At 62.0% G+C, this 21,614-nt stretch carries 19 protein-coding genes; 17 read left to right on the top strand and 2 right to left on the bottom strand.

Annotation, left to right across the window (positions count from 1 at the left end):
- Nucleotides 1-106: 106 nt before the first annotated feature.
- The 6 genes from gshA (at nucleotide 107) to PspS04_RS01060 (ending at nucleotide 5,803) form a co-directional block, all read left to right on the top strand.
- Nucleotides 107-1,690, top strand: a complete 1,584-nt coding sequence (gene gshA / locus PspS04_RS01085) for a glutamate--cysteine ligase (RefSeq protein WP_095167482.1) — start codon at nucleotides 107-109, stop codon at nucleotides 1,688-1,690.
- Between the two features lie 261 nt (nucleotides 1,691-1,951).
- Nucleotides 1,952-2,929, top strand: a complete 978-nt coding sequence (gene tauA, locus PspS04_RS01080) for a taurine ABC transporter substrate-binding protein (RefSeq protein WP_159993134.1) — start codon at nucleotides 1,952-1,954, stop codon at nucleotides 2,927-2,929.
- Between the two features lie 15 nt (nucleotides 2,930-2,944).
- On the top strand, nucleotides 2,945-3,739 hold the full coding sequence (gene tauB / locus PspS04_RS01075; RefSeq protein WP_159993132.1) for a taurine ABC transporter ATP-binding subunit: 795 nt from the start codon (nucleotides 2,945-2,947) through the stop codon (nucleotides 3,737-3,739).
- Nucleotides 3,736-4,575, top strand: a complete 840-nt coding sequence (gene tauC / locus PspS04_RS01070; RefSeq protein ID WP_159993130.1) for a taurine ABC transporter permease TauC — start codon at nucleotides 3,736-3,738, stop codon at nucleotides 4,573-4,575. Before tauB ends, tauC begins: the two co-directional genes overlap by 4 nt.
- A gap of 44 nt (nucleotides 4,576-4,619) precedes the next feature.
- Nucleotides 4,620-5,456 carry a taurine dioxygenase gene (gene tauD / locus PspS04_RS01065; RefSeq protein ID WP_159993128.1) on the top strand — a complete coding sequence of 279 codons (837 nt, stop codon included), beginning with the start codon at nucleotides 4,620-4,622 and terminating at the stop codon, nucleotides 5,454-5,456.
- Nucleotides 5,457-5,545: 89 nt separating this feature from the next.
- Complete coding sequence (locus PspS04_RS01060) at nucleotides 5,546-5,803, top strand: hypothetical protein (protein WP_159993126.1); 258 nt, start codon at nucleotides 5,546-5,548, stop codon at nucleotides 5,801-5,803.
- A gap of 15 nt (nucleotides 5,804-5,818) precedes the next feature.
- On the opposite strand, the gene betT is transcribed toward PspS04_RS01060, so the two are convergent.
- Both betT and epsC read right to left on the bottom strand, forming a co-directional pair.
- Entirely contained in the window at nucleotides 5,819-7,780 is a 1,962-nt protein-coding gene (gene betT / locus PspS04_RS01055; protein WP_162530218.1) for a choline transporter BetT, read from the bottom strand.
- 1,332 nt (nucleotides 7,781-9,112) lie between these two features.
- Complete coding sequence (gene epsC, locus PspS04_RS01045; RefSeq protein ID WP_095167496.1) at nucleotides 9,113-10,039, bottom strand: serine O-acetyltransferase EpsC; 927 nt, start codon at nucleotides 10,037-10,039, stop codon at nucleotides 9,113-9,115.
- A 192-nt stretch (nucleotides 10,040-10,231) separates the two neighbouring features.
- Here epsC and PspS04_RS01040 point away from each other — a divergent pair, with 192 nt between their 5' ends.
- The 11 genes from PspS04_RS01040 to PspS04_RS00990 all read left to right on the top strand — a co-directional run bounded on the left by PspS04_RS01040 (nucleotide 10,232) and on the right by PspS04_RS00990 (nucleotide 21,590).
- On the top strand, nucleotides 10,232-11,227 hold the full coding sequence (locus PspS04_RS01040; protein ID WP_095167497.1) for a D-cysteine desulfhydrase: 996 nt from the start codon (nucleotides 10,232-10,234) through the stop codon (nucleotides 11,225-11,227).
- A gap of 254 nt (nucleotides 11,228-11,481) precedes the next feature.
- A complete protein-coding gene (gene tcyJ, locus PspS04_RS01035) occupies nucleotides 11,482-12,276 on the top strand; it encodes a cystine ABC transporter substrate-binding protein (RefSeq protein ID WP_095167499.1) in 795 nt (264 codons plus the stop codon).
- Nucleotides 12,276-12,941 carry a cystine ABC transporter permease gene (gene tcyL, locus PspS04_RS01030; protein ID WP_095167500.1) on the top strand — a complete coding sequence of 222 codons (666 nt, stop codon included), beginning with the start codon at nucleotides 12,276-12,278 and terminating at the stop codon, nucleotides 12,939-12,941. Before tcyJ ends, tcyL begins: the two co-directional genes overlap by 1 nt.
- 4 nt (nucleotides 12,942-12,945) lie before the next feature.
- Nucleotides 12,946-13,692, top strand: a complete 747-nt coding sequence (gene tcyN / locus PspS04_RS01025; protein ID WP_095167502.1) for an L-cystine ABC transporter ATP-binding protein TcyN — start codon at nucleotides 12,946-12,948, stop codon at nucleotides 13,690-13,692.
- Between the two features lie 469 nt (nucleotides 13,693-14,161).
- Nucleotides 14,162-14,938 carry a hypothetical protein gene (locus PspS04_RS01020; protein ID WP_159993124.1) on the top strand — a complete coding sequence of 259 codons (777 nt, stop codon included), beginning with the start codon at nucleotides 14,162-14,164 and terminating at the stop codon, nucleotides 14,936-14,938.
- A gap of 175 nt (nucleotides 14,939-15,113) precedes the next feature.
- Nucleotides 15,114-16,355: an SfnB family sulfur acquisition oxidoreductase gene (locus PspS04_RS01015; RefSeq protein ID WP_095167503.1), complete on the top strand. Its 1,242-nt coding sequence runs from the start codon at nucleotides 15,114-15,116 to the stop codon at nucleotides 16,353-16,355.
- A 24-nt stretch (nucleotides 16,356-16,379) separates the two neighbouring features.
- Entirely contained in the window at nucleotides 16,380-17,573 is a 1,194-nt protein-coding gene (locus PspS04_RS01010) for an SfnB family sulfur acquisition oxidoreductase (RefSeq protein ID WP_159993122.1), read from the top strand.
- Complete coding sequence (locus PspS04_RS01005) at nucleotides 17,573-18,940, top strand: LLM class flavin-dependent oxidoreductase (RefSeq protein ID WP_159993120.1); 1,368 nt, start codon at nucleotides 17,573-17,575, stop codon at nucleotides 18,938-18,940. The genes PspS04_RS01010 and PspS04_RS01005 overlap by 1 nt, the downstream gene beginning before the upstream one ends.
- Before the next feature lie 82 nt (nucleotides 18,941-19,022).
- The gene (locus tag PspS04_RS01000; protein WP_095167508.1) at nucleotides 19,023-19,832 is read left to right on the top strand and encodes a MetQ/NlpA family ABC transporter substrate-binding protein; all 810 of its coding nucleotides are present in this window, start codon (nucleotides 19,023-19,025) and stop codon (nucleotides 19,830-19,832) included.
- A gap of 2 nt (nucleotides 19,833-19,834) precedes the next feature.
- Nucleotides 19,835-20,956 (top strand): methionine ABC transporter ATP-binding protein, encoded by a 1,122-nt coding sequence (locus tag PspS04_RS00995; RefSeq protein WP_159993118.1) that lies wholly within the window; start codon nucleotides 19,835-19,837, stop codon nucleotides 20,954-20,956.
- Complete coding sequence (locus PspS04_RS00990) at nucleotides 20,946-21,590, top strand: methionine ABC transporter permease (protein ID WP_095167511.1); 645 nt, start codon at nucleotides 20,946-20,948, stop codon at nucleotides 21,588-21,590. Before PspS04_RS00995 ends, PspS04_RS00990 begins: the two co-directional genes overlap by 11 nt.
- Nucleotides 21,591-21,614 lie beyond the last annotated feature (24 nt).

Here is a 21,614-nt window from a genome sequence, read left to right as displayed (position 1 = left end):
CCTGTGCGGCGAAAAAACCAGGCGAAAACGCCAGTTTCCACTTCACCCTTGTAGACCGTCTTGCCCACCCCCATATTGGGGCGACTGACGCGTGAAGGAATCCAACTTGAGCGAACTTCTCAACCGCCGCCTGGCTCTGCTCGGTGAGCGCGCTAACCTCTCTCTGCTCGAACAGTGCCTTCACGGCATCGAACGTGAATGCCTGCGCGTGACCAGCGAAGGTCGCCTGGCGCAAACGCCGCACCCGGAAGAATTGGGTTCCGCGCTGACCAACGAACAAATCACCACCGACTATTCCGAGTCGCTGCTGGAGTTCATCACGCCCGCCCTGCCGGACCCGGCAGATACCCTGGCGAGCCTGGACAGCATTCATCGCTTTGCCTACAGCAAACTCGGCAACGAGTACCTGTGGAGTCCATCGATGCCGTGCCCGTTGCCGGCCGAGGAAGACATCCCGATCGCCTACTACGGCACCTCCAACATCGGTCAGCTCAAATACGTCTACCGCAAGGGCCTGGCCCTGCGCTACGGCAAGACCATGCAGTGCATTGCCGGGATTCACTACAACTTTTCGCTGCCGGAGAAGCTCTGGCCGCTGCTCAAGGAATCCGAAGGGTTTGTCGGTACCGATCGCGACTATCAGTCCTCGGCCTACATCGCCCTGATCCGCAACTTCCGGCGCTACAGCTGGTTGCTGATGTACCTGTTCGGGGCCTCGCCGGCACTCGACGCCGGTTTCCTGCGCGGTCGTTCGCACCAGTTGGAACAACTGGACGCCGACACCCTGTACCTGCCTTACGCCACCAGCCTGCGCATGAGCGACCTGGGTTACCAGAGCAACGCCCAGGCCGGCCTGACGCCGTGCTACAACGACCTGGACAGCTACACCGACAGCCTGCGCAAAGCGGTGGCCACACCCTATGCGCCCTACGTGGAAGTCGGCACCCACAAGGACGGGGAATGGGTCCAGCTCAACACCAACATCCTGCAGATCGAGAACGAGTACTACTCCAACATCCGCCCCAAACGTGTGACCTACACCGGCGAGCGGCCGATCCAGGCCCTGGTGGCCCGGGGCATCCAGTACGTTGAAGTGCGCCTCCTGGACATCAACCCGTTCCTGCCGACCGGCATCGACCTGCCCGAAGCACGTTTCCTGGACGCCTTCCTGCTGTACTGCGCGCTGAACGACAGCCCGCTGCTGACCAGCAACACCTGTAGCAACGCCACCTCGAACTTCCTCAGCGTGGTCAAGGACGGGCGCCGTCCGGGCCTGCAACTGCAGCGCGATGGACAGCCGGTGGACATGAAGGAATGGGCCTTCGAACTGCTGGAAAAAATCGCCCCGGTGGCTGCATTGCTGGACCAGAGCCATGGCGCTGACACCCACAGCAAAGCCCTCGATGCACAGCTGGCGAAGATCAAGGACCCGTCCCTGACCCCGTCCGCCCAGGTGCTGGCGGCGATGAACGAGCACAAGGAAAGCTTCGCCCAGTTCTCCCTGCGCCAGAGCCAGGCCCACGCCGAGTTCTTCCGTAGCCAACCGCTTCCCGCCGCAGAACAGGCCCGGTTCGAAGCTGCGGCCCGCGCTTCCCTGGAGCAACAAACCGAGCTGGAACAGAACGAGGTCGGTGACTTTGATGTGTTTGTCGGCTCGTATCAGGCGAGTATTCTGGCGATCAGTAACTAACCGTCGAAGGTCCTGCGCACGTTATCGTCGCAACTGCGCCCGGAGCAAGCTCGCTCCCACAGTGGATTCTCGGTGTGAGCACAATCGTGCAATCACCATTAAACCCATGTGGGAGCGAGCCTGCTCGCGATGACCGCGTAGCGGTCGTTCCTCAAGCTTTCTTCACACAAGCTAATTCGAAAAAGTTATTTATTTTCGAATTCTTAGATCATTTAGTCTCATCACTCGCCGAAATCCCGGCCGCCTGATGAGGACTCGATGATGAAACTGCACTTCCCCCTACGCCTCCTGGCGGCCGCGTCCCTGGCTGCCGCGAGCTTTTTCGCCCAGGCGGCCGACGTCACTGTCGCCTACCAGACCACCGTTGACCCGGCCAAAGTGGCTCAGGCCGACGGCGCCTACGAAAAAGCTACCAACGCCAAGATCGACTGGCGCAAATTCGACAACGGTGCCGACATCATCGCCGCCATCGCCTCCGGCGACGTGCAGATCGGCTACCTGGGTTCCAGCCCGCTGACCGCGGCAATTACCCGCAAAGTGCCAGTCCAGACGTTCCTTATCGCCACCCAGATCGGCGCCGCCGAAGCCTTGGTCGCCCGCGACGGTTCCGGGATCAAGACCCCACAAGACCTGGTCGGCAAGAAGATCGCCGTGCCCTTTGTCTCCACCGGTCACTACAGCCTGCTGGCCGCGCTCAAGCACTGGAACATCGACCCCTCGAAAGTCACCGTGCTCAACCTCGCCCCGCCGGCGATTATCGCGGCGTGGAAACGCGGTGACATCGACGCCACCTACGTCTGGGACCCGGCCCTGGGCGTTGCCAAGGAAAACGGCAAGGTGCTGATCACCTCCGGCGAACTGGCCAAGTTCGGCGCTCCGACTTTCGATGCCTGGATCGTGCGCAAGGACTTCGCCGAGAAGCACCCGGAAATCGTCACCGCCTTCGCCAAAGTCACCCTCGATGCCTACGCCGACTATCGCAAAGACCCGCAAGCCTGGCTCGCCAACCAGGGCAACGTCGACAAGCTGGTGAAGCTGTCTGGTGCCAAGGCCAGCGACATTCCGCTGCTGCTGCAAGGCAACGTCTACCCGCTGGCGGCTGATCAGGTGCTCACCCTGGGTGCACCGACCACCAAGGCCATTACCGACACCGCCACGTTCCTCAAGGAACAAGGCAAGGTCGAGGCCGTGCTGCCGGACTACGCGCCCTACGTCAGCGCCAAATACATCACCAACTGATCGGAGCACATCGCGATGGCCTTGCTACAGCTGGAGCGCATCAGCGCACAGTACCCAGGCAGCCCGGAACCGGTACTGGCGGATATTTCCTTGACCCTGGGGCCCCAGCAACTGCTGGTCGCCCTCGGCCCGTCCGGCAGTGGCAAGACCTCGCTTTTGAACCTGATCGCCGGGTTTGTCGAGCCCAGCGCCGGGCGCATCACCCTCGACGGCGTCCCTGTCAAAGGCCCAGGTGCCGAACGCGGCGTGGTGTTCCAGGACGATGCATTGCTGCCTTGGCAGGATGTGCTGGCCAACGTTGGTTTCGGCCTCGAACTGGCCGGTGTACCCCGCGCCCAGCGTGAAATCCGGGCGCGGGAAATGCTCGCCCTGGTCGACCTCGCAGGCTTTGACAGCCGGCGCATCTGGCAGCTCTCGGGCGGTCAGAAACAGCGCGTCGGCCTGGCTCGCGCCCTTGCCGCCGACCCACGGGTGTTGCTGATGGACGAACCCTTCGGCGCCCTCGACGCCTTCACCCGCGAACAGATGCAGGAGCTGTTGCTGCAAGTCTGGCGCCGCACCGCCAAACCGGTATTCCTGATTACCCATGACATCGAAGAGGCGGTGTTCCTCGCCACCGACCTGATTCTGCTCGCGCCCAACCCCGGGCAAATCGTCGAACGCCTGACATTGGATTTCGGGCAGCGATATGCCGCCGGCGAATCGGCACGGGCGATCAAATCCGACCCGCGCTTCATTGAAACCCGCGAACACGTGCTCGCCCGTGTGTTCTCGCAACGCAGCGCCGCCCAGCGGCAGGAGCGCGCATGAGCACTTATGAGATCCCGGCCGCATCGGCCAAGACCTCCAGCCCGACCAGTCCCCTGCCACTGCGGCGCAGCCTCGGCACCCGCTGGATCAGCGTCCTGACCCTGGTCAGCCTGATCACGCTGTGGTGGGCCGTGACCGCCACCGGTTTGATCGAACCACTGTTCCTGCCGCCACCCTCGGCGGTGCTGCAAAAGGGTTGGCTGCTGGCGACCAGCGGCTACATGGACTCGACCTTGTGGCAACACCTGGGCGCCAGCCTTGGACGTATTGGTCTGGGTCTGGGGTTTGCCGTGCTGAGTGCCGTACCGGTGGGCATTGCCATCGGTCACAACCGCATCGCCCGGGGCGTGCTCGACCCGCTGATCGAGTTCTACCGGCCGATTCCACCATTGGCCTATCTGCCCCTGATCGTGATCTGGTGCGGCATCGGCGAGCTGTCCAAGGTCCTGCTGATCTACCTCGCGATCTTTGCGCCGATTGCCATCGCCACCGCCACCGGCGTACGTACCGTCGACCCGGCCAAACTGCGCGCCGCGCAGTCGCTGGGGGCAACCCGGGCACAACTGATTCGCCACGTGATTTTGCCCAGCGCCTTGCCGGACATTCTCACCGGTGTGCGCATCGGCCTGGGCGTGGGCTGGTCGACCCTGGTCGCCGCCGAACTGATTGCCGCCACCAGCGGCCTGGGTTTCATGGTGCAGTCGGCCGCGCAGTTCCTGGTCACCGACGTCGTGGTCCTGGGCATCCTGGTGATCGCGCTGATTGCCTTTGCCATGGAGATGGGCCTGCGTGCCCTGCAACGCAAACTGGTGCCGTGGCACGGCCAGACCCATTGAATTGACTATGCCGACACTTCGGCACCCGGATTGAAGAGAGCCCCATGAGCAGCCTGACCATCACCCCCTTGAGCCATGCCCTCGGCGCGCAGATCAGTGGCGTCGATATTGCCCAGCCCCTGAACGTCGAGCAGCGCGACGCCATCGAGCAAGCCCTGCTCAAGCATCAGGTGCTGTTCTTTCGCAATCAACCGATCACCCCGCAGCAACAGGCGCGTTTTGCCGCCAACTTCGGTGACCTGCACATTCACCCGATCTACCCCAACGTGCCGGAACAACCTGAAGTGCTGATCCTCGACACGGCCCAAACCGATGTGCGCGACAACGCCGTCTGGCACACCGACGTGACCTTCCTGCCGACTCCGGCCCTGGGCGCAGTACTCAGTGCCAAGCTGTTGCCAGAATTTGGTGGCGATACCCTGTGGGCCAGCGGCATCGCGGCCTATGAAGCCCTGTCCGAGCCTCTCAAGGTCCTGTTGCAGGGCCTGAGCGCCACCCACGATTTCGTCAAATCGTTCCCGCTGGAGCGCTTTGGCAACACTGCGCAAGCGCTCGAACAATGGGAAGCCACGCGCAAGAAAAACCCACCACTGTCGCACCCGGTGATCCGCACGCACCCGGTCAGCGGGCGCAAGTCGCTGTTCGTCAATGAAGGCTTCACGACCCGGATCAATGAGCTCTCGGACAGCGAAAGCGAAGCCATCCTCAAGCTGCTGTTCGCCCACGCCACCCGCCCGGAATTCACCATCCGCTGGCGCTGGCAGACCGACGACGTGGCCTTCTGGGACAACCGCGTGACCCAGCACTTTGCAGTGGACGACTACCGCCCGGCCCGGCGCGTGATGCATCGGGCCACGGTGCTGGGGGATGTGCCGTTTTAACTGAATTGTTGCCGAGGAGATGCGCTGGTCTAAACCGCATTTGGACGAAGCACGCCTATGCTCGATAGGACGCACAGGAGCGTCCGACCATGCACAGCACCATCATTATCGCCTTCGGCCTGGCCCTGCTGGCGCTGATGTTGTTCATCGGCCAGCAGCTAGGCTTCAGCCCACAGACCCTGACCTACAGTTTTGTCGTGCTGTGGCTGGCGCTGTCGACAATCAACGGCGCCATCGGCGTGATGGTTGGCGGGCAGTCAGTGATCCATGAGTTGATGGTGGGGTTCATGGTGTTTGCCGTGCCGGTGGCTGCCCTGGTGTTGTTCATGACGATGAGCAACACCTGAGCAGCCCGGCCCCGATCAACGCACCAGGTGCAGGAACTGCATGTGGCGCTCGTACTGATCGAGGATGTCGTTGATGATCTGCTCCTTGGTGTAGCCCATCAGGTCGTAGTCCTGACTGCCCTCGCTCAAGTGCACTTCGGCGCGGTAGTAACGGCGGTTGCGCAGCTCCTTGGGGCCCATGCCGCCACGGGCGAACGACGGCGTGAAGTAGCCGCGCATCTGCACCTGGTAGATGAACGGGTGCTGGTCGCCGTGACCGATTTCCAGGCTGACGCTGTCGTTGGCCGGGTCCGGCTGTGCAACCACGTTCACCCCCTTCTCGACGAACACCGCCGTCACTTCCTCGATCGCCGGACGCACCGTGGTCTCGAGGAAGCGATACACCTCATCGCGGGACGGGAAGTGCACGGCCTGGCTCAAGCGCTGGCGCCAGCCGCCCTTGCCACGGCGCGAGGTCGAGACCGGGGCCAAGGAGTGCATCTGCGCGATCTTCTTCTGCGACTCGAGATAGAAGGCCTTGTGCAGCCCCCACATCATCAACAGCAAAATCATCGAGAACGGCAGCGAGGTCAGGACCACCGCCGACTTCAACGAGTCGATGCTGCCGGCGAACAACAGCGCACTGGTCACCAACGCGGTCATCGCCCCCCAGAACACCCGCAGCCATTTCGGCCCGTCTTCATCGGCATTGCCGCCCTTGGCCGACAGCGTCGAGAGCACCACGGTGCCGGAGTCGGCCGAGGTGACAAAGAACACGAAGCTGATGAACACCGTCACGGCGATCACCGTCTTGCTCCACGGGTAGGTTTCCAGCAGCAGGTACAGGGTCATCGACGGGTTGTCGATGGCCGACATACCGAGCGCGCTCATGCCGTGGTTGAGTACTTGGTCGATGGCGCTGTTGCCGAAAATCGACATCCACGCCAGGGTGAAGCCCAGCGGAATCAGCAACACCCCGAAGACAAACTCACGGATGGTCCGGCCACGGGAAATCCGCGCAATGAACAGCCCGACAAAGGGCGACCATGCAATCCACCAGGCCCAATAGAACACCGTCCAGCCGCCCAGCCAGTCGCTGGGCTTGTCGTAGGCGTAGAGGTCAAAACTCTTCATCGGCAAGGCGCCGAGATAGTCGCCAAGGTTCTGGATCAAGGTATTGAGCAGGTGCTGGGTGGGGCCGGCGAACAGCACGAACAGCAGCAGCGCGCAGGCCAGCAGCATGTTGATGTCGGACATCACCCGCACGCCCTTATCCACACCCGCGACGGCGACGATAATCGCCGCGCCCATCATCAAGGTGATCAGCCCGACCTGGACCCACTGGGTGTGCGCGACGCCGAACAGGTAATCGAGGCCGGAGTTGAGGTGCAGCACGCCAAAGCCCATGTCCGCGCCCAGGCCAAATACCGTGGCGATAATGCCAAAACCATCCACCGCGTAGCCGATCGGGCCGTTGATGCGCTTGCCGATCAGCGGGTACAGCGCCGAACGCAGGGCCAGCGGCAGGTTGTGCCGGTAGGCGAAGTACGCCAGGGCCATGCCGACAAAGGCGAACACCCCCCAGCCGTGCAGGCCCCAGTGCAAAAACAGGATCTGCATCGCCTGGCGCGCCGCATCGGCCGTGCCGGCTTCGCCCTGGGGCGGTAGCGACAGATGCGTCAGGGGTTCGGAAACGCAGAAGAAGAACAGCGTGATACTGATGCCGGCGGCGAACAGCATGCCGGCCCAGGACAGGTAACTGAATTCGGGCTCGTCGTGGTCGGCACCGAGCTTGATCTTGCCGTAGCCAGACAAGGCGGTGACCACCACGAAGACCAGATACAGGGTCATTGCCAGCATGTAGTACCAGCCGACCGTGTTGGCCGCCCAGTTTTGTGCCGCCAGGAGCCAGGCACCGGACTGCTGCGGGAAGGCGATGACCACCAGGCCGAACAGCAGGATGAAACTCGCCGCGAAATAAAACACCGGCGGATTCATGCGGATTTGACCGCTGGGAGGGGTAGCGGATGCACTCATGGACAGTGCACCTTCTGTGGGTAAAGCGTGGCTGTAAATTTCGGACTCAGCAAAGGCAAGCCTCCTGTTGTGAGCGGGCAGCGAACCACCGGTTTAACTTGAATGAACGTTCAAGTTAAACATGGATAGGGCACTAAGGACTAATTCCAAGGCTCGGCGGTACTCTCGTACGCTAGCTCAAGGAAGGGTATGACGTGAGGTTGAACGGAATCGTTCAACGGATATTTAGCAAATGGCCAGCCACCATTTACCAGGTCTCACAAGCCCTGTGGGAGCGGGCTTGCCCGCGATGGCCATAGGTATCTACACAACTTTGTAGCGGCCTGTGGGCTGGACGGGGTGTTGGATTAGGTCGAGTACATATCCATTTCTGCGGTAACGGCCTCCTATGGTTCCGCTTTTACAGCGGCTCACTTTTGGAGGAGCCCAAAAGTAAGCAAAAGGCTCTTGCCCCACCACTCGGCACCTCGCTTAGGCTCGGTGTGCCCTCACGCAGGCTTGAATCCGTGGGCCGCCGCCACGCGCCATCCATGGCGCGGGGCGGCTAACCCGGCGTCCTGCCGGGTTACCCACGGCTTCAAGCCTGCGTTCGGCCAGCGTGGTTAACGGGGCGCCCAGGATCAAAAGCCAGAGCCAAAGCAAAAGCCAGAGCCAGAGCCAGAGCCAGAGCCAGAGCCAGAGCCAGAGCCAGAGCCAGAGCCAGAGCCAGATCAAAAGATTGCTGACTTCGTCAGCGTCTTGGGAAGTAGAAGCTACACCGCGCATGCCCTAGCGATCAGGTCGGCTTTTAGGCCGCCTCGCTTTGTTTTTGATCCTGGGCGCCCCGTTAACCACGCTGGCCGTACTTCGATATTGATTTGGGGGGTAAACCGGCAGGACGCCGGTTTAGCCGCACTGGGCCAGGGAGGGCCCATTGCGGCGGCCCCCCAAATCAATGTCGGAGTACGGGCATGCCGAGCCTAAGCGAGGCACCGAGTGGTGGGGTAAGAGCGTTTTGCTTACTTTTGCCTGGGCCGGCATTCCGGCTGTTCAAAAGTGAGCCGCCGTCAGGCGGAACCATAGGAGGCCGTTACCGCAAAAATGGATATGTACTCGGTCTAATCCAACACCCTGGTCGGCCCCGAGGTCACTACGCAAGCAGGTTCTCTCTCCACAGGTGCAACGTCGCACCACAGTTGTGTAGATACCTATGCCGCGATGGCGGTGGGTCAGGGGTAAGGGCGCAACCCCAAGCCGCCATCACCGCAGCAACGGATCCACCCCCCAAACCCAGGATCAAAAGACTCCGCAGGGTTACTTCTGCGTCCCATCATCATGCTGCAGATTGGCCTGGGTCAGGTTGCTCCCTGGCGGTACGCTGCGGGTCAGCCAGACGTTGCCGCCGATGCTCGAGCCCTTGCCGATGGTGATCCGTCCGAGGATGGTCGCACCAGCGTAGATCACCACATCGTCCTCGACGATCGGGTGACGCGCATGCCCCTTCTGCAACTGACCGTCCTCGTCCGCCGGGAAGCGCTTGGCGCCCAGGGTCACGGCCTGATAGATGCGCACGCGCTCGCCGATGATCGCGGTCTCGCCGATCACCACGCCCGTGCCATGGTCGATGAAGAAGCTGCGGCCGATCTGCGCACCCGGGTGGATGTCGATGCCGGTGGCCGAGTGGGCAATTTCCGAGCTGATCCGCGCCAGCAACGGCAGGCCGGCTCGGTACAGGTGGTGCGCCAGGCGATGGTGAATCACCGCCAGGATCCCCGGGTAGCAGAGCAATACCTCATCGACGCTGCGGGCTGCCGGATCGCCGTGATAGGCGGCGAGCACGTCGGAGTCCAACAGGCCGCGCAACTCGGGCAAGGCCAGGGCGAAATCCTGGATCAGGCTGATGGCCCGTGCCTCGACCTCGGTATCGACCTGGGCGGTTTGCCTGGCGACATAGCGCAACTCCAGTCGCGCTTGGCCCAGCAGGGCATTCAAGGCCACGTCCAGAGTGTGCCCGACGTAGAAGTCCTCGCTCTCCTCACGCAGGTCCACCGGCCCCAGGCGCATCGGGAACAAGGCGCCACAGAGGGCTTCGAGAATCTCCGCCATCGCTGCGCGCGATGGCAGCTCGCGACCACCCTGCTCACCGCTGCTGCGACCATTTTGCGCACGCCACTGGTCACGGGCTACGCGCAGTTGGCTGACGATGGTCTGTAATTGCCAATGGCTGGAACGCTCACTCACGGTCAAAACTCCTCGCACGCAGCGGCCCCATACCAGGCCGCCTGAATGGCAGTCACTTTACGGTATGGTCACAAACCGCAATTAAGAACGAATTGTGCGAGCCTTAGCACTTTTAGGAATATGCGATTGACGGTTGCCCGGGTAAAACGGCCTGCCTATAGTCCAGACACCTCCTACTACCCGTGCGGACCCATGATCAAACAACAGCTTGCTCGCTTTCACCGACTGGATCTTCTCGTCAACGCCACCCCCTTGGAAAAGCTCGAGCGGCTGTCGACCTGGCTGGGGCGCGAGGTCTACGTCAAGCGTGACGACCTGACGCCGCTGGCCATGGGTGGCAACAAGCTGCGCAAACTCGAATACCTGGCCGCCGACGCACTGGCCCAGGGCGCCGACACCCTGATCACCGCCGGGGCCATCCAGTCCAACCATGTGCGCCAGACTGCGGCAATTGCCGCAAAGCTCGGTCTGGGCTGCGTCGCCCTGCTGGAAAACCCGATCGGCACGGATGACAGCAACTACCTGGGCAACGGCAACCGCCTGCTGCTGGACCTGTTCGATGCCAAGGTCGAGCTAGTGGACAACCTCGACAACGCCGACCAACAGTTGCAAGCCCTGGCGGAGCGCCTGCGCAGCAGCGGCAAGCAGCCGTACCTGGTGCCAATTGGCGGCTCCAATGCCTTGGGCGCGCTGGGGTATGTGCGGGCAGGGCTGGAACTGGCCGAACAGATCAAGGACACCGGCCTGCAATTTGCGGCCGTGGTCCTGGCCTCGGGCAGTGCCGGCACCCATAGCGGCCTGGCGCTGGCATTGAGTGAAGTGCTACCGGAACTACCGGTGATCGGGGTCACCGTCTCGCGCACCGATGAAGACCAGCGCCCCAAGGTCCAGGGCCTGGCCGAACGCACCGCCGAACTGCTGGGGATCCAACTGCCGGCGAGTTTCAAGGTACAACTGTGGGACGAGTACTTCGCCCCCCGCTACGGCGAGCCGAGCGCCGGTACCCTGGCTGCGGTCAAGCTGCTGGCGAGCCAGGAAGGCCTGTTGCTCGACCCGGTCTACACCGGCAAGGCCATGGCCGGACTGCTCGATGGCATTGGCCGGCAGCGTTTCGACAATGGTCCTATCCTGTTCCTGCACACTGGCGGCGCCCCGGCACTGTTTGCCTACGCTGCATCGTTCGCCTGAAGCCAATCCACGTCATGTAGGAGCGAGCTTGCTCGCGATAGCGCCCTAAAGCATTCCACGACATCCACCAAATAACCCCAAAAGGAATAACAAACTCACTTTTTATTATTTTCAAGTCTAAAAATCCCGCCCTATAGTCTCGCCGCAGGCGCAATTGCCGCGAGACGCATACGCTGCTTCTAGGGCAGGATGTGGAATTCCCGATTTTGCCTGCTTCATAAAAAACGTCTTCATAAAAAACACAGGGGCTTGTCATGAATTTTTCCGCATTTCGTCGAAATCTGCTGGTGGGCTCGCTGGGCCTGGTACTTGGTGCCGGTCTGTTGGGGCAAGCGGTAGCCGGTGAGCAACTGCAAAAGATCAAGGACGCGGGCGTGATCAACGTCGGCCTGGAAGGCACCTACCCACCGTTCAGTTTTGTCGATGCCGACGGCAAGCTGGCAGGTTTCGAAGTCGAATTTTCCGAAGCCCTGGCCAAGGAGCTGGGGGTCAAGGTCAAACTGCAACCGACCAAGTGGGATGGCATCCTCGCCGCCCTGGAGTCCAAGCGCCTGGATGCGGTCGTCAACCAGGTAACCATCTCTGAAGAGCGCAAGAAGAAGTACGACTTCTCCGAGCCCTACACCGTCTCCGGGATTCAGGCGCTGGTACTGACCAAGAACAAGGACAGCATCAAGTCCGCCGCCGACCTGGCTGGCAAGAAAGTCGGGGTGGGCCTGGGCACCAACTACGAGCAGTGGGTGAAGGCCAATGTGCCGACCGCTGACATCCGCACCTACGAAGATGACCCAACCAAGTTCCAGGATCTGCGTGTCGGGCGCATCGACGCCATTCTGATCGACCGCCTCGCCGCGCTGGAATACGCCAAGAAAGCCAAGGACACCACCGCTGCCGGTGAAGCGTTCTCTCGTCAGGAAGCCGGTATCGCCCTGCGCAAAGGCGAGCCTGAGCTGCTGGCCGCAGTGAACAAGGCGATCGACAAGCTGCGTGCCGACGGTACGCTGAAGAAGCTTTCGGAAAAATACTTCAACGCTGACGTCACTCAGTAATGGGCGAGGCTTTCCAACTCGCGCTGGACTCCGCGCCCTTTCTGCTCAAGGGCGCGTACTACACCGTCATCCTCAGCCTTGGCGGGATGTTTTTCGGCCTGCTGCTGGGCTTCGGCCTGGCCTTGATGCGCCTGTCGCGCTTCAAGCTGGTGAGCTGGATCGCGCGCATTTATGTGTCGTTCTTTCGCGGCACGCCGTTGCTGGTGCAGCTGTTCGTGATCTATTACGGTTTGCCGCAATTGGGCGTCGAGCTTGATCCGCTGCCGGCGGCCTTGATCGGCTTCTCGCTGAACATGGCCGCCTATGCCTGCGAAATCCTGCGCGCCGCCATCAGTTCGATCGAACGGGGCCAATGGGAAGCCGCGGCCAGTATCGGCATGACCCGTGCGCAGACCCTGCGCCGGGCCATCCTGCCGCAAGCCGCGCGCACCGCATTGCCGCCCCTGGGCAACAGCTTCATCTCGCTGGTCAAGGACACCGCGCTGGCCGCGACCATCCAGGTGCCGGAGCTGTTCCGCCAGGCGCAGTTGATTACCGCCCGCACCTTCGAAATTTTCACCATGTATCTTGCCGCCGCGCTGATCTACTGGGTTCTGGCCACGGTGCTGTCGCACCTGCAGAACAAGTTGGAAGAGCGGGTCAATCGGCACGACCAGGAGTCCTGACCCAATGATTGTCGTGGAAAAACTGACAAAGCAGTTCAAGGGTCAAGTTGTGCTCAATGGCATCGACCTGGAGGTCAAGGAAGGCGAGGTGGTCGCCATCATCGGCCCCAGCGGCTCGGGCAAGACTACCTTCCTGCGCTGCCTGAACTTTCTCGAAGAGCCGAGCAGTGGCCGGATCAAGGTCGGCGACATCGAGATCGATGGTAGCCGCCCGCTGAACCAGCAGCAGGGCCTGGTGCGCCAATTGCGCCAGCACGTGGGCTTCGTGTTCCAGAACTTCAACCTGTTCCCGCACCGCACGGCGCTGGAAAACGTCACCGAAGGGCCACTGGTGGTCAAGAAGATTCCCAGGGAGGAGGCCCTGGCACTGGGCCGCAAACTCCTGGCCAAGGTCGGCCTGGCGGGCAAGGAAGATGCCTACCCGCGCCGGCTCTCCGGCGGCCAGCAACAGCGCGTGGCGATCGCCAGGGCGCTGGCCATGGAGCCGGAAGTGATCCTCTTCGACGAACCAACCTCCGCGCTGGATCCGGAACTGGTCGGTGAAGTGCTGGCGACCATTCGTGGCCTGGCGGAAGAAAAACGCACCATGGTCATCGTCACCCACGAAATGGGCTTTGCACGCGACGTGGCCAACCGCGTGGTGTTTTTTGACAAGGGCGTGATCGTTGAACAAGGCGAAGCCAAGGCCTTGTTTGCCAACCCCAAGGAAGAGCGTACCCGACAGTTTCTCAGCAAGTTTCTTAACGCCTGAAGTTTCGCGCAACCCGCAACTTCCCATTTGCAACAGTCACTTTCCACGGAAGGAAGTGGCGCCTGTTAAAAACAATAACTCCCCCCTGGTATTTATCCCTACGCGCACACGGAATAAATAGATACGTCCTCCCCTTTCCTCCGGCGGCGTACCTTGGCCCAGGCTCTGCGTCTCGCCGCCCCGAAAATAGCCTGCTTTATAGTTCTATAGCTTTGATCATCCGAGAAAAACCCCAATCACCTGTACGCTGGAAACGCCTCCAAGGTAGGACATTTCTGATTGACCAAGGATCACCAACTTCCCAACTTTCATCTATTGACACCCTATCAGGCGCGCTCTTATCTAGACGCCAATTAACTGCACACCGGCATTAACCAATCGGCTATCACTTGAACTCGACACCCTGAATCAATGTGAACTAACGCAACTTCGAAACGGACTTCGCTGCGGTATTTCAAGGAGAACACGCATGACCTGTCTGCGGAACAAAGTAGAACTGACGGCTCCACGCCTGGCGCAATCGTCGGGATCCGCCATTAACGGTGTCTCAGCGGCTCATCTGCTGATCGAGATTGCCCCCTACGCCAGCATGGAAGAAGGCGACCTGATCGAGCTGTTCTGGGACACTAGCTACGTCGCCTCCAAGGTCCTGGAAGCCGCGGATATCGGCCAGCCCATCCACCTACGGGTGCCCGAGAGCTTTATCCGCAACGGCAGGTCCGGTATCCACTATCGGGTCATGCAAGTCGGCCATGACCCGGCGCGCTCAGCGACCAAGCGAGTGCAGGTCAAGCTCGACTGCCCCGGTGGGCAACCACACAGCCAGTGCGCCGATGAAAACCAGGGGCTGGCGCCCTTGGGCATTCCAGAGATGATCCGCAAGCATGGGGTCAACCCGAACCAGATGAAACGCGGCGTGCCGCTGACCATCGAGCCTTACCTGAACATGGCCACCGCCGATGCAATCACCCTGCGCTGGGGCGATGTGCGCCTGGACCTGCCCAAGGTCAAGCCCGGCGAGGTCGGCAAACCGATCAACCTGTGGGTGCCGTCGGCAGTGATTCTCGAGGCCGGAGAGGACAGTCGCCTGGAAGTGACCTACTGCATTCTCGATCGGGTGGGCAACAACTCACGCTGGGCGCCTGCGCGCCTGTTGCGAATCGGCTGCTGCCCACCCGGCGCCAGGCTGCCAGCCGACCCTGAGGCAACAGCGCACGGACCTTCTATGTATATTCCTAAAAGTTAGTTTATTAATTTTTTATACGCGATTAGGGTATATGCACCGGACCACCGGACATTCTTGATTCTGATTTCGCCGCACGACGCGGCTTATCCATGAGATGTGAGGTAGGTATGGTCCGGAACACAATCACCCCAGTGCAGATCGCCAGGGCATTGCGTGCAGCCAAGGAGTGGCAGTGATGTCCAGTCTGGCCGAAGCAAACATCCAGAGCGATCTGGACATCGCCCCGCCGCTGCTGCCCGCACAGGTGCTCGGCAATGACGCACAAGCCCTCGAAGCTGCCCACGAACTCGCGGCTGTCGCCCGCCAGCAAGCCGCGCGCCGCGATCAGCAACGCAAATTGCCCTGGGCGGAAATCGAGCAGTTCACCCGCAGCGGCCTGGGCAGTATCGCCATTGGCAAAGCCTTTGGTGGCCCACAGGTTTCCTACGTCACCCTGGCTGAAGTCTTCGCGATCATTTCCGCGGCAGACCCGGCACTGGGGCAAATTCCGCAGAACCAGTTCGGCATCCTCAACCTGCTGCAACATGTGGCCAGCGAGCCGCAGAAACAGCAGTTGTTCCAGAGCGTGCTCAACGGTTCGCGCATCGGCAATGCCGGCCCGGAACGGGGCAACAAGAACACCCTGGAACTCAAGGCCCGTATCACCGCCCAAGGCGATGGTTGGGTGCTCAATGGCCAGAAGTTCTACTCCACCGGTGCCCTCTTCGCACACTGGATCGCGGTCAAGGCGCTCAACGACGACGGCAAGCAGGTGATGGCGTTTATCCGTCGTGGCACCCCGGGACTGCGGGTGGTGGACGACTGGTCGGGGTTTGGCCAGCGCACCACCGCCAGCGGCACCGTATTGCTCAACAACGTGCGGGTCGACGCCGACCTGGTGGTGGAAAACTGGCGGCTCAACGAGCGCCCGAATATCCAGGGTGCCGTCTCCCAACTGATCCAGGCCGCCATCGACGCCGGCATTGCTCGCGGCGCCCTCGACGACGCCATTGAATTTGTACGCACCCGCGCCCGGCCGTGGATCGATGCCAAGGTCGACCGCGCCAGTGATGACCTGTACGTGATTGCCGACATCGGCAAACTGAAGATCGAACTGCACGCCGCCGAAGCGCTGCTGCGCAAGGCCGGCAAGGTGCTGGATCAGGTCAGCGCGGCACCGGTCACTGCCGCTTCCGCCGCCCGCGCCTCGATTGCCGTCGCCGAGGCCAAGGTGCTGACCACCGAGATCTCGTTGCTCGCCAGCGAAAAGCTCTTCGAGCTGGCCGGCAGCCGCGCCACCCTCGCCGAATTCAACCTCGATCGTCACTGGCGCAATGCGCGCGTGCACACCCTGCACGACCCGGTGCGCTGGAAGTACCACGCCGTGGGCGACTACCGCCTCAACGGCACCTTGCCGAACCGGCATTCCTGGATCTGACCGACCAGACATCTGGAGATTTACATGACGTTTTCCCATTCCGTCGCGGTCATTACCAGCGATGAACAAGCCCTTATTGTCGCCAGCGACCTGGCCGAAGACTTGCGCCGCGACAGCGCTCTGCGCGACCGTGAACGTCGTCTGCCTTATCCGGAGCTGGAAGTGTTTTCGCGCTCGGGCCTGTGGGGCATCAGCGTCCCGCGCGAATATGGCGGCGCCGGGGTGTCCAACGTCACCCTGGCCAAGGTCATCGCCCTGATCGCCCAGGCTGATGGTTCCCTGGGGCAGATTCCGCAGAACCATTTTTATGCCCTCGAAGTCCTGCGGGTGAACGGCAGCGAGGCGCAGAAAACACGCCTGTACGCCGAAGTGCTCGCCGGCCAGCGTTTCGGCAATGCCCTGGCGGAACTGGGGACCAAGACCGCCCATGACCGGGTCACCCGCCTGACCCAGGATGGCCAGGGCTACCGCATCAACGGCCGCAAGTTCTACGCCACCGGCGCCTTCTACGCCCAGCGCATTCCCACCTCAGTGGTTGATGACCATGGCGTCCAGCAACTGGCCTTCGTGCCCCGCGATAGCCAAGGCCTGACGGTGATCGACGACTGGAGCGGCTTCGGCCAACGCACCACAGGCAGCGGCTCGGTGGTGTTCGAGGACGTCTATGTGTCTGCCGACGACCTGGTGCCGTTTCAAAGCGCCTTCGAGCGTCCGACCCCGGTCGGCCCGCTGGCGCAGATTCTCCACGCCGCCATCGACACCGGTATCGCCCGCGCCGCCTACGAAGACGCGCTGCACTTCGTGCGGACCAAGACCCGCCCGTGGATCGACTCCGGCAACGACCAGGCCACCCAAGACCCGCTTACACTGAAAAGCTTCGGTCACCTGAGCATCCGCCTGCACGCCACCGAAGCGCTGTTGGAGCGTGCCGGTGAATTCCTCGACCAGGCTCAGCGCAACACCAACGCAGACACCGTGGCGGCCGCCTCGATTGCCGTGGCCGAAGCCCGCGCCATCAGCAGCGAAATCTCCCTGGCCGCCGGCAGCACCCTGTTTGAGCTCGCCGGTAGCCAGGCGACGCTGGCCGAGCATGGCCTGGACCGGCACTGGCGCAACGCCCGCGTGCATACCTTGCATGATCCGGTGCGCTGGAAATACCACGCGGTGGGCAACTACTACCTCAATGATGAAAACCCGCCGCTGCGAGGGACCATCTGATGAGCAGCCCCGTGCACGCGAAGAAAAAAATCCTCCTCAATGCCTTCAACATGAACTGCATCGGGCACATCAATCACGGCCTGTGGACCCATCCACGAGACAACTCGACCCAGTACAAGAACGTCGAGTACTGGACTGAGCTGGCGCAGCTGCTGGAGCGCGGGCTATTCGACGGTTTGTTCATCGCCGACATCGTCGGTGTCTATGACGTGTACCAGGGCTCGGTGGACGTACCGCTCAAGGAGTCGATCCAGTTGCCGGTCAACGACCCGCTGCTGCTGGTTTCGGCCATGGCCGCGGTGACCCGTAACCTCGGCTTCGGCCTCACCGCCAACCTCACCTATGAACCGCCGTACCTGTTCGCCCGGCGCATGTCGACCCTCGACCACCTGAGCCGTGGGCGGGTGGGCTGGAACATTGTCACCGGCTACCTCGACAGCGCCGCCAAGGCCATGGGCCTGAGCGAGCAGGTCGAACATGACCGGCGTTACGACCAGGCCGACGAGTACCTGCAGGTGCTGTACAAGCTCTGGGAGGGCAGTTGGGAGGCGGACGCGGTACTCAACGACCCCCAGCAGCGCATCTACGCCCAGCCGGGTAAAGTGCACAAGGTCGAGCACCACGGCGAGTTCTATCAGGTCGAGGGTTATCACCTGTGCGAACCCTCGCCGCAACGCACCCCGGTGCTGTTCCAGGCCGGCAGTTCGAGTCGCGGCCTGCAATTCGCCGGGCAACACGCCGAGTGCGTGTTCATCAGTGGCCAGGACAAAACCTCGACCAAGGCCCAGGTCGACAAGGTGCGCGCCAGCGCCGTCAGCGCCGGACGCAACCCAGACGACATCAAGGTATTCATGGGCTTGAACGTGATTGTCGGAGCCAGCGAAGAGGCCGCCTGGGCCAAGCACGCCGAGTACCTGAGCTACGCCAGCGCCGAAGCCGGAGTGGCGCATTTTTCCGCCTCCACTGGCATCGATTTCTCCCAGTACGGATTGGACGAGCCTATCCAGTACGTGAAAAGCAACGCCATCCAATCCGCCACCCAGCACCTGAAAAACAACGACTGGACCCGGCGCAAACTGCTCGATCAGCACGCCCTGGGCGGTCGCTACATCACCCTCGTCGGTTCACCCGAACAGGTGGCGGACGAGCTGGAGTCATGGATCGCCGAAACCGGCCTGGACGGCTTCAACCTGACCCGCATCGTCACCCCGGAAAGCTATGTGGATTTCATCGAGCTGGTGATTCCCGAGTTGCAGCGCCGTGGTTCGTACAAGACCGCGTATGACCAGGGCACCTTGCGCGAGAAGCTGTTTCAAGGGGCCGCGCAATTACCCGAACAGCACACCGGTTCGACGTTTCGCCGCTGACCGGTCCCACGAACCATTGTGGGAGCGAGCCTGCTCGCGAAGAGCCTCCCAAACAACCCAACTCTATGACTGGAAACCCATCATGAAAAACACCTTGTTCACCCACCCAGTCAAAGCACTGGCACTGGCCCTCGGCCTTTTCAGCTCCGTGACCTTCGCCGCCGACGCGCCGCTGAAGGTCGGCACCACCGCCGCCTTCGCCATTCCCCTGGAGGCCGCGGTCGAGGAGGCCGGCAAGCAAGGCCTGAAAGTCGAGCTGGTGGAGTTCAGCGACTGGATCGCACCCAACGTCAGCCTGGCCTCGGGCGACATCGACGTGAACTACTTCCAGCACATCCCCTTCCTGGAAAACGCCAAGGCCGCCGCCGGCTTCGACCTGGTGCCGTTCGCCCCGGGGATCATCAACAACGTCGGCCTGTATTCGAAGAAATACAAAAGTTTCGCCGAGCTGCCCGAAGGCGCCAGCGTGGCCATCGCCAACGACCCGATCAACAGCGGTCGTGGCCTGCAACTGCTGGCCAAGGCCGGCTTGATCACGCTCAAGGATGGGGTGGGCTACAAGGCCACCGAAGACGACATCGTCGCCAACCCGAAGCAGATCAAAATCCTCCAGGTCGAAGCCGTGCAACTGGTGCGCGCCTATGACGACGCCGACCTGGTGCAGGGGTACCCAGCCTACATTCGCCTGGCCAAGACATTCGACGCCGGCTCCGCGCTGCTGTTCGACGGTCTCGACCACAAGGAATACGTGATCCAGTTCGTGATCCAGCCCAACAGCAAAACCGACCCTCGCTTGATCAAGTTCGTCGACATCTACCAGCATTCACCCGCCGTTCGCGCTGCCCTGGATAAAGCCCACGGCAAGCTCTACCAAGCCGGCTGGGAAAGCTGAGCATGAGCGCCGCGAGCCAACTGCGACTGGAAATTCCAGAGCCCCACAACGCGGTCCAGACTGAACTGCACCCCGACCTCAATCACGCCCACGTCCGTTTCATCGGCCTGGGCAAGACCTACAACGGCCAGCAAGGCCCGGTCGCCGCGCTGCACGGCATCGACCTGGCGATCCAGCGCGGTGAGGTGTTCGGCATCATCGGCCGCAGCGGTGCCGGCAAGTCGTCGCTGATCCGCACCATCAATCGCCTCGAACAACCAACCTCGGGCCGGGTGCTGATCGATCAGGTGGACATCGGCGAGTTCGACGAAGACCGCCTGGTGCACCTGCGTCGGCGCATCGGCATGATCTTCCAGCACTTCAACCTGATGTCGGCCAAGACCGTGTGGCAGAACGTCGAATTACCACTCAAGGTCGCCGGCGTGGCGAAACCGGCGCGCGAGCAAAAGGTCCGCGAGCTGCTCGAACTGGTGGGCCTGCAGGACAAGCACAAGGCCTACCCGGCACAGCTCTCGGGCGGGCAGAAACAGCGCGTCGGCATTGCCCGCGCGCTGGTGCACGATCCGGCGATCCTGCTGTGCGACGAAGCCACTTCGGCGCTGGACCCGGAAACCACCCAATCGATCCTCGGCCTGCTGCGCGAAATCAACCGACGCCTGGGCCTGACCATCATTCTGATCACCCACGAGATGGCAGTGATCCGCGATATCTGTGACCGGGTAGTGGTGCTCGAACACGGCAAGATCGTCGAGCAAGGCCCGGTCTGGCAAGTGTTCGGCAACCCGCAACACGAGGTCAGCAAAACCCTGCTGGCGCCGCTGCAACACAGCCTGCCGGAGGACCTGCAAGGCCGCCTGCAAACCCAACCCGCCTCAGCCCAGGCCGCCGTGGTATTGCGCTTGCAGTTCACCGGCAGCAGTCAGGACGAACCGGACCTGGCTGCACTGTTCAGCGCCCTGGGTGGCCGGGTGCGCTTGCTGCAAGGCGGAGTCGAGCGAATCCAGGGGCATGCCTTGGGGCAATTGCTGCTGGCAGTGTCGGGGTCGTCCTTGCACACCGAACAATTGCGGCAACGCGCCGCTGCATGGGCGCAACAGGTAGAGGTGCTGGGTTATGTGGTTTGAGCGTTTGCTGCAAGGCTTTATCGATACCTTCCTGATGGTCGGCGTGTCATCGCTGATCGCCTTGCTGGCGGGTATTCCGTTGGCGGTGATCCTGGTCACCAGCGCTAAGGGCGGGATCTACCAAGCCCCGGCGCTGAACCGTGCGCTGGGGGCCTTTGTGAACCTGTTCAGGTCGATCCCGTTCCTGATCCTGATGGTCGCGCTGATCCCATTTACCCGGTTGATCGTCGGCACCACCTACGGCGTCTGGGCCGCCGTCGTGCCACTGACCATTGCCGCCACACCATTTTTCGCGCGGATTGCCGAGGTCAGCCTGCGCGAGGTCGATCACGGCCTGATCGAAGCGGCCCAGGCCATGGGCTGCCGCCGCTGGCACATCATCTGGCACGTGTTGCTGCCTGAAGCGCTGCCGGGGATTGTGGGAGGGTTCACCATCACTCTGGTCACCATGATCAACTCCTCGGCCATGGCCGGGGCCATTGGTGCCGGTGGCCTGGGCGATATCGCCTACCGTTACGGCTACCAACGCTTTGACAGCCAGATCATGCTCACGGTGATCGTGCTGCTGGTGATTCTGGTGGCGGTGATTCAATTGGGCGGGGATCGGTTGGCGCGCGGCTTGAACAAGCGTTGAACCCTCGGCCGCAAAGGGTATATT

It is taken from the genome of Pseudomonas sp. S04, assembly GCF_009834545.1.
GTDB lineage: Bacteria > Pseudomonadota > Gammaproteobacteria > Pseudomonadales > Pseudomonadaceae > Aquipseudomonas.
This window is presented reverse-complemented; position numbering and strand designations above follow the sequence as displayed.